Origin of the sequence: Mycobacterium innocens, from assembly GCF_900566055.1 — a bacterium.
Lineage (GTDB): Bacteria > Actinomycetota > Actinomycetes > Mycobacteriales > Mycobacteriaceae > Mycobacterium > Mycobacterium innocens.
In genome coordinates this window covers 1-8,358 of sequence record NZ_UPHQ01000111.1, presented here as the reverse complement: position 1 = coordinate 8,358, position 8,358 = coordinate 1, and the positions used below count along the sequence as shown (strand labels likewise).

Annotated in this window: 9 protein-coding genes; all 9 read right to left on the bottom strand. The window is 68.3% G+C overall.

Annotated features, from left to right (window positions below):
* Window positions 1-514: copper transporter (locus tag EET03_RS12540; protein ID WP_136625693.1), on the bottom strand; the 514-nt coding region annotated here is incomplete at its 3' end.
* Between the two features lie 21 nt (window positions 515-535).
* Complete coding sequence (steA, locus tag EET03_RS12535; protein WP_075541486.1) at window positions 536-1,717, bottom strand: putative cytokinetic ring protein SteA; 1,182 nt, start codon at window positions 1,715-1,717, stop codon at window positions 536-538.
* 161 nt (window positions 1,718-1,878) lie between these two features.
* Window positions 1,879-3,636 carry a DNA repair protein RecN gene (gene recN, locus EET03_RS12530; RefSeq protein ID WP_075541485.1) on the bottom strand — a complete coding sequence of 586 codons (1,758 nt, stop codon included), beginning with the start codon at window positions 3,634-3,636 and terminating at the stop codon, window positions 1,879-1,881.
* Window positions 3,637-3,639: 3 nt separating this feature from the next.
* Window positions 3,640-4,575: an NAD kinase gene (locus tag EET03_RS12525; RefSeq protein WP_063471647.1), complete on the bottom strand. Its 936-nt coding sequence runs from the start codon at window positions 4,573-4,575 to the stop codon at window positions 3,640-3,642.
* The gene (locus EET03_RS12520) at window positions 4,572-5,381 is read right to left on the bottom strand and encodes a TlyA family RNA methyltransferase (protein ID WP_099194167.1); all 810 of its coding nucleotides are present in this window, start codon (window positions 5,379-5,381) and stop codon (window positions 4,572-4,574) included. The genes EET03_RS12525 and EET03_RS12520 overlap by 4 nt, the downstream gene beginning before the upstream one ends.
* 8 nt (window positions 5,382-5,389) lie before the next feature.
* Window positions 5,390-5,566: a hypothetical protein gene (locus EET03_RS12515; protein ID WP_099194166.1), complete on the bottom strand. Its 177-nt coding sequence runs from the start codon at window positions 5,564-5,566 to the stop codon at window positions 5,390-5,392.
* Window positions 5,567-5,590: 24 nt separating this feature from the next.
* Complete coding sequence (locus EET03_RS12510) at window positions 5,591-6,601, bottom strand: HAD-IIA family hydrolase (RefSeq protein WP_099194165.1); 1,011 nt, start codon at window positions 6,599-6,601, stop codon at window positions 5,591-5,593.
* 7 nt (window positions 6,602-6,608) lie between these two features.
* Window positions 6,609-7,439 carry a tetratricopeptide repeat protein gene (locus EET03_RS12505; RefSeq protein WP_082274478.1) on the bottom strand — a complete coding sequence of 277 codons (831 nt, stop codon included), beginning with the start codon at window positions 7,437-7,439 and terminating at the stop codon, window positions 6,609-6,611.
* A 76-nt stretch (window positions 7,440-7,515) separates the two neighbouring features.
* Complete coding sequence (locus tag EET03_RS12500; protein ID WP_075541487.1) at window positions 7,516-7,851, bottom strand: DUF732 domain-containing protein; 336 nt, start codon at window positions 7,849-7,851, stop codon at window positions 7,516-7,518.
* Between the last annotated feature and the right edge of the window lie 507 nt (window positions 7,852-8,358).

The following is an 8,358-nucleotide window of genomic DNA, read 5'->3' as shown; positions in this document are numbered from 1 at the left end:
GGTTGGCGGGGCTCAGCATGGCGATCCCCAGCAGGTCACCGGCCTGCGAACCCTGGTCGACGAGCTTGGTGCTCAGCTGCGTACCGGCGGGCAGGATCGACGAATTCACCACCGACCGCAGCTTTTCCGCCGAGTTGGCTTCGACGAACTCCTGGGTCAGCGACACGGTTCCGGTGACCGAACCTCCGGCCTGCCCGACGATTTTCGACACCATGGCGACGTCGTCGTCGTTGGCATCCGGGGTCCGAAAGATCACCACCGACTTGCCGGCCAACGCGTCGTGCACAATCCGCCCGAGCACCTGGTTGTCGAAAGTATTTGCGGCGCTGAGCTTTTCGTTGAGCGCATTGCGCTGGTCGTTGAGTCGGCTGATCTGGGCGGCTAGGTCCCGCTTCTCGTTACGCAGGCTGGACAGCAGCGTATCGGAGAAGAAGCCCGAACCGAGCACGACTCCGATCGCCAGCGCCAGGAAGACGGCAGCCAGCGAAATCGCATGTTGGCGTAACGAGATCATGAACGCACCGTCCTCGAAGGGTCAGGTCACCAGGTTCTGCACCCAGAGGGAGAAGCGGTTCCAGTAGTCGATGATCCAGTGCACCACCACGCCATCGGTGCGTGACACCCACAAGACGACGATGATGGCGATCAGCATCGTCAACGCCAACAGCGCAATGGCGCCAGCCGAAATGTGGTTGCGGTACAACGTCGCGACCGCCTTGGCGTCCACCAGCTTCTCCCCCACCCGCAGCCTGGTGAGGAAGGTCGACGGGTTGCTTTGCGCGCGCGTCCGGTCGAAGAACGTCTCAATGTTGGCGGTGTGGCCGGCGGTGACCAGCAGTGCGGCGTCGTGGTGATCGGCAAGCAGCAACGCCAGGTCGATCGCCGAGCCGGCGGCCGGGAACGTCATCGCCCCGACACCGAGATCCTGGATGCGCTCCAGCCCGGGCGCGTGGCCGTCGGCGTCGGCGGGCAACACCACCTGGGCGCCGCACTTGAGCACCTCGGTGCTGATCTGGTCGGGATCGCCGACGATCAGCTGGGGACGGTACCCGGCCTTACGCAACACGTCCGCGCCGGTGCCGACGCCGACCAGCACCGGCTGGTATTCCTTGATGAACGGTTTGAGAGCTTTCACGTCGTCGGCGGCCCTTGGCTCTTCGCCGACGATCACCACGTGCCGGCGGCGCATGTCGACGTCGATGTCGGGGATCCCGATTCCGTCGATCAGCAGCGGGCTCTCACTCTTGATGAACTCGATCGTGTTGCCGGCAAACGCCTCCAGGTGTGCGGCCAGCCCGCTCTTGGCCTCCCGCATCAGGTCGGCGATGTCGTGGTCGCTGCGCTCGGTACCGCGGACCAGCCGGCGGTCGCCCGAGTACAGGCCGCCTTCGTACAACCGGATCTTCGAGCCGTCTTTGACCTTCTTGAAGACCTCGGGTCCGGTCTCGTCGATCAGGGTGACCCCGTTGTTGACCAATACCTCGGGCCCCAGGTTGGGGTAGCGGCCCGAAACCGACGACGATGCGTTGACGACGGCGGCGACGTCAGCTTCCACCAGTGCGTCCGCGGTGATGCGGTCCAGATCCAGGATGTCGAGGACCACGATGTCACCGGGACAGACCCTGCGCAGCAGGCGGTCGATGTTCCGGTCGACGCGGGCGGTGCCGACCAGGCCCGGCCGGGCAGTGTTACGAGACAGAAGCGCTGACATCTTCATGGGGGCGATTCTGTCGGGGAAGCACGGCCCGGGCCGGGAGGCGCGCCGTAACATCAGCCCCATAAGTTATATGGAGTCACAACTGTCACACGCGACGCCGCAGGGCGCCGAGTTGTTGGCCGATCGCGACCAAAAGGCAACAAGCCGTCGACGTTGGGAGGCTAGATCTCGTCGTTCTGCGCGGCGTCGAGCAGCTCACGGGCGTGGGCGCGGCCGCTGTCCGACTCACCCAGCCCGGCCAGCATCCTGGCCAGCTCGGCCACCCGCTCCTCGTCGTTCAGCCGGCGTACCCCGCTGGCGCCGCCGCGTCCGGTGCTGTGCACCGTCAAATGCACGTCGGCATAGGCAGCCACCTGGGGCAGGTGCGTAACCACGATGACCTGGTGGGTTCGCGCCAGCTTCGCCAGGCGTCGCCCGATCTGGACGGCCGCCCTGCCGCCGACCCCGGCGTCGACCTCGTCGAACACCATCGTGGTGCCGACTGTTTGTTTCCGCGATGTCGCCAGCACCACTTCCAGCGCCAGCATCACCCGAGACAACTCACCGCCGGACGCACTCTTGGCCAGCGGCAGCACGGTCATGCCGCGGTGTGCGGCGAAGCCGAACTCGACGTGGTCGATGCCGTCGGCGCCGGCGCGGGCCGGCTCGCCCGACGGCAGCGTCAACGCGACGGGATCGTCGTGCTCGGCCAGGTCGGTGGTCACGCCGATGGTGAACTCGGCGTCGGCCATTGCCAGGGCGGACAGCTCCGCCGTGACCTCGGTGGCCAACTTCTTGGCCGCTTTGCGCCGAATCTTGCTCAGATCGACTGCTGCTTGGGCTAATTCGCGCTCCAGCTGCTCGGCGCGGCGTTCCAGCGCCGCCAGGCCCTCTTCGGAGACGTCGAGTTGGCCCAGCCGGTCGCGGGAGTCCCGCGCCCACCGCAGCACCCCGTCGATATCGGCGGCGTACTTGCGCGTCAGGGTGCGCAATTGGGCTTGGCGGGCCAGTTTGGCGTCCAGAGCGCTGGCATCGGCCGGCAGCTCGTCGACATAGTTGCCCAGCTCCCCGGCCGCATCGACAACCACCGTCAGCGCCTCGCCGATTTGTTCGGCCAGCGCCAGCAGCGCGGTATCGTCGGTCGACTCCAGGGCTGCCTTGGCGCGCCCGAGGCATTCGGTGGCGCTGACGCCGAGCGTGTCGTCGGAGGCGCCGGCCAACGCCGCGCGGGCCACCGACGCGGCTTCGCGCAGGGTGTCCAGCTCGGAGAGCCGCACGATGTCGGCGACCAGCGCCTCGTCCTCCCCCGGCTGCGGGTCGACCGCGTCGATCTCGTTGAGGGCAAACTGCAACCGGTCCGCCTCCTGGGCCAGCTCGCGCGCCCGGTTACGCCGGTCACAGAGGTCTCGCCGCGCCGACAGCCACGCGTCCCGCAGCTTGCGATAGCGCTCGCACGCGGGGCCGCTGGCCGCGAAGCGGTCCAGCGCGCCACGTTGTTCCTCCGGTCGCAGCAACCGCAACTGGTCGTTTTGGCCATGCAGGGCCAGTAGCTCGTTGGTGAAACCGCTGAGCGACTTGGCGGGCACGCTGCGACCGCCGAGGTAAGCGCGCGACGGCCCGTTACCGCTGACCGAGCGCAACGCGATCACGCTGTCGTCCTCGTCGCGCTGCGCCCCGGAGGCGTCCAAGATCTCGTCCAGCCTGGCGACCGTGGCATCGTCGAGATCGGTTGTGACGAAACGGCCTTCGACAACGGCGCGATCGGCCCCGGACCGCACCCGGGTCGGGTCGGCCCGCGCACCGCCCAGCAACTGCAACCCGGTGACCACCATGGTCTTGCCGGTACCGGTCTCGCCGGTGAGCACCGTCAGCCCGCGATCGAACTCGGCGGTCGCGGTGCTGATGGCGCCCAGCGACTCGATTCGGATCTCAGTGAGCACCGGTTACTTCCCGCGCCAACCGGTCACCGGCAACTGGAACTTGGTCACCAGACGGTCGGTGAACGGCGCGCTGTCCAACCGTGCCCATCTCACCGGTGTGTCACAGCGGGTCACCTCGAGTCGCCCGCCGGCGGGTATCGGCATTTCGCGGCGGCCGTCGCAGAACACCAGGGCGTCGTGCCCGTCAGCCTCTATCTCGATCGCGATGCGGGCATCCGGACTGGTGACCATCGGCCGGCCGAACAACGCGTGAGCGTTGTTGGGCACCACCAAGATCGCCTCGAGATCCGGCCACAACACCGGGCCGCCCGCCGAGAACGCATAGGCGGTGGACCCGGTGGGCGTCGACACCAGCACCCCGTCGCAGCCGAAAGCCGACACCGGACGGCCGTCGATTTCGACGACCACCCCCAGCACGCCCAGCCTGGGGCCCTTTTCCAGGCTCGCCTCGTTAAGCGCCCAGCCCTGGTCGATGATGCGGCCACCGTGGCGCACCGCGACGTCGAGAGTCAGCCGGTCTTCCACCCGGTAGTCCCGTGCCACCACGTGCTCGAGCACCAGGTCGATCGCCTCGGCCTCGGCTTCGGCCAGGAATCCGATCCGTCCCAGGTTGACACCCAACACCGGAATGCTGGCGTTACGGGCCAGCTCGGCTGCCCGCAGGAAGGTGCCGTCACCGCCGAGCACCAGCACCAACTCGCAGCCGTCGGCAGCGTGCGGGTCGGCATTGACCACCTCGATCTGGACGCCCCGGGCCCGCATGTCGTCGGGAGCCAGCCGCAGCGATCCGCGGTTGACCGCCTCGGCGGACAGTACTCGAAGCCCAATGTTGTTGTCGCCCAACACTTTCTCGACGCGGCGCGCGGTTTCGGTCGCCTCGTCGCGTCCGGTGTGGACCACCAGTAAGACGGTGCGTTCGGCGCTCTTCTGCGAAGTCACTGCGGACCCATGCTCATCGCCCGCCGCACCGCGTCCACCAGTTCGTCGCCGGCCAACCACCGATCGGTCTGTGCGCGCAACCACAGGAAGTATTCGACGTTGCCCGACGGGCCCGGAAGCGGGCTGGCGGCGACACCGACGGTGTGCCAACCCAGCTCGTCCGCACGCCGCGAGACAGCCAGCACCGCGTCCGCGCGCAACTGCGGGTCCGAAACCACCCCGCCCGGACCGACCTGCCCCTTGCCCACTTCGAACTGTGGCTTCACCATGGGAACGATATCCGCGCCCGGCGACGCACAGTCAATCAGCGCAGGCAACACCGTGCCCAGCGAGATGAACGAGAGGTCGGCCACGATGAGGTCGACGGAGCCGCCGATCGCCTCGCGCGACACGTCACGCACATTGGTCCGCTCGACGACCACCACTCGCGGATCGCTGCGCAGCGACCAGGCCAGCTGGCCGTAGCCGACATCGACGGCAACCACTTCTGCGGCACCGCGGTCCAGCAGCACCTCGGTGAACCCGCCGGTCGACGCGCCCGCATCCAGGCAGCGCCGGCCTTGAACGGGAACCGCGAAGGCGTCCAGCGCACCGATGAGTTTGTGGGCCCCCCGCGATACCCAGCCGCGGGCGCCACCCGCCGCGACGGTCAACGCCGCGCTGAGGGCCACGGCGGTGGCCGGCTTGACCACCGGCAGGCCGTCGATGCGCACCTTGCCGGCTTCGATCAATTCCGCAGCTTGGTGACGAGACCGCGCGAGGCCGCGCCGCACCAGCTCGACGTCAACGCGGGCACGCCGTGCCACCGTTGCACTCAGCCCTTCTCCACCGACTCCAGGGCCCGCAACAACACGTCGTGGGCCTCCGACAGACGGCGCGCGATAACCTCGAGCTCGGCAAGAGACGGCCCGTTCTCGGCGTCGGCGACATCGGGCAGCTGGGCTACCAGGGCTTCGATTTCCGAGCGAATCTGATCAGGGTCAATAGTCATTGCGCTCCCTACGCTAGTTGCCGCCTAGTCACCGTGTTCCAGGGACCAGCGGCGCAATGCGCCGCGGGCCGCCTCGTCGCCGGCCCCGATACTGACTGGCCGTCCGTCCGGATGCGCGTCCCAGACCGCGCTCGCGACGGCACGTACCACCGAGAGGTCGTCCCCGTCCTGGTCACCGGTGGCGCTGACCGTCACCGTCGCGTCGGTGACGACGACCCGCCAGCCCGGCTGTGACCCTATCGCCAGCAGCTGGCCATCCTGATGCAGGCAGCGCAGATCGTGGCCGAGGTAGGTGGGCCGCTGCCGCGGTGGCGCAAACACCGCGTCTCGCGCGCCGCTAACGCCACTGAGCACCATCAGGCTGGGCAGCCCGGCGGCGTTGGCGCCTTCGATGTCGGTGTCGAGCCGGTCGCCGATCACCAGCGGCGCGCGGCAATCGGCGCGGGCCACGGCGTCCGCCATCAATTGCGGACCCGGCTTGCCTGCCACCTGCGGCTCGGCGCCGGTGGCCGTTCGCAGCGCCGCAACCAGTGACCCGTTGCCCGGCAGCAGGCCGCGCTCGGTGGGCAAGGTGGGGTCGACGTTGGCCGCCACCCACAGCGCGCCGGCCCGGATGGCCAGTGCGGCTTCGGCAAGCTCCGGCCAGCCGGTGGTCATCGAGAGGCCCTGAACCACGGCAACCGGTCCGTCGTCCCAGCGACGCACCGGACGCAGCCCCACCGTGGCGACCTCGGCGGCCAGCGCGTCGGTACCCACGATCAGCACCGGTGAACCTGCGGGGAGCTGATCGGCCAGCACCCGGGCGGCGCTCTGCGCGCTGGTGACGACGTCGCTGCCGGCGGCGTCGAAGCCGAGCTCGCGCAGATGCGCCGCGACCTCGTCGGCACTGCGCGACGCGTTGTTGGTGACGAACAGTTTGCGGCTGCTCACCTCCGCCAGCGATTGGACCGCGCCCTCGGTGGCGCGCCGGCCGCGAAATACCGTCCCGTCCAGGTCGATCAGCAGGCAATCATACTGCTGCGCAAGACTTTTCACCTGATGCTCAACCCAGCTCGGCGACCCGGTCTTCGGCGTCTGTGACGCCTTCCAGGTCAGCGTCGGCGGCGCGCAAGAACCATCGCAGCGCCTCGTCACGACGCCCGAGCGCCAACAGTGTCTCGGCATAGGCGTAAAACAGTCGCGCCGCCGTCGAGCCGGTGCGGGCCGGGTCGAGCTGGGGCGTCGACAACACGGTCAGCGCCTGCTCCAGCTGCCCGAGATCGGCACGCGCGCCGGCGGCGACAATACGCAACTCGTCGGCGTCGTCGCCACTGAGCAGGGACGCCTCGGGTCCGCGCGCGAGTTCGATGGCCCGTAGCGGGCGGCCCAGACCGCGTTCGCAATCGGCGATCAGCGCCAGCAGCGGGGATCTGCTGCCCATCCGCCGCGCGGCACGCAATTCGGCCAGCGCCTGAGCCCAGTCGCCGCAGCGGTAGGCGGCGATCCCGACGGCCTCGCGAACGACGGCGAGCCTGCCGGAGCGGGCCCGGGCCGCACGCGCGTGGTTCAGGGCGGCTTCGGGATCCTCGTCGAGCAGCTCCCCGGCGGCCACCAGGTGCCGGGCCACCGCGTCGGCGGTGGCCCGGTCCAGGGTGCTCAGCTCGCGCCGGATCTCCGGCGCCAGCTGCTTGGCGTCCACTCCCGGCGGGATCGCCGGCCCGTCCCGGGACTCGCGGGTTACCTCGGAAGGCGCCGACCGCGGTTGAACCGGTCGCGCCCGGCCCGGACCCGACCAGGGAACGTCACGCTTTCGCTGTGGACCACGCCGCGGTACACCACCCGATGCCGGTCGCGGCCTGCGCTCGCCGCTGCGGTCATGCCTGTCGTCGACCACTCGCTAGAGGTTACGGGCACGTCCGATCAGCTCACAATCGGTCCTCACAATCGGTCTAGGCCGGTCTAGGCCAGCTCTAGGCCTGTAGCCGATTGGGCAACAGCGGGTAGAGCACCGCCGGGCAATACGTCGCGATTGCGACAATGGTGAACGCGGCTGCCGCATCGTGAGACATCCCATTGTCTTCAGCCATTCTGGCCACGACGGATTCGAACGTCCCGTCCGGCTGGACTGCCATCGGACACACCGACCGGCCGATCGCCATCGCCGCCGCCGGCTGGCCATACGAGATGCCGGCGTTGTTCAAGGCCGTCAGGAAGGCATTACCCATCATGTCGGCGTGCGTGGGTGCCGCCATAGTCGCGGACATGCCAAGCACCCCGGCAGCCAAGGCCACGAGTCGAAGGGCCATCACCGGTGCCGTCATCTCCGCCTTCTCATCTGTCGGTTCTTGGACACGTGCCAGATAAATCGCTGAATACACTGCTGGGCGGCGGTCACATTCACAACACGGTGCGGTAAAAGTTTGCCCACTGATCCGTTTCGCAGCCGGTCTGCGTAGCCACGAACGCCTAGAGACGGCGATTTCATGCGCGCATGCGCGCGGAGCGCCCTGTCCCCCAATCGGGGGACACGCGGACCCTGCCACTGGGGGACCCGAATTTTCCCCCGGCTAGTAGCCAGTTGTGGGATAGCAGCGGGGTGCAAAGCCTCGGAAGATTGGTCTCGAAGCGAAAACCGAAACATCACGAACCCGCTCCGAGGCCAAGGATAGTGAGGAGCTCTCCCAGATGTTCCATGAACTCCTGTACTGCGAGACCGAGGCCGCTAACCACTAGAACTTCGGCGGGGGTCTCATCGCCTCCCACCCCCCAAGTCTGAGACCCCCGCCGAAGTTCTAGTGGTTAGCGGCCTCGGT

Excerpts from the sequence above, each read along its gene's own strand:
- steA (WP_075541486.1), bottom strand. The coding sequence starts at position 1,717 with ATGAAGATGTCAGCGCTTCTGTCTCGTAACACTGCCCGGCCGGGCCTG.
- EET03_RS12515 (WP_099194166.1), bottom strand. The coding sequence starts at position 5,566 with ATGACTATTGACCCTGATCAGATTCGCTCGGAAATCGAAGCCCTGGTA.
- EET03_RS12500 (WP_075541487.1), bottom strand. The coding sequence starts at position 7,851 with ATGGCCCTTCGACTCGTGGCCTTGGCTGCCGGGGTGCTTGGCATGTCC.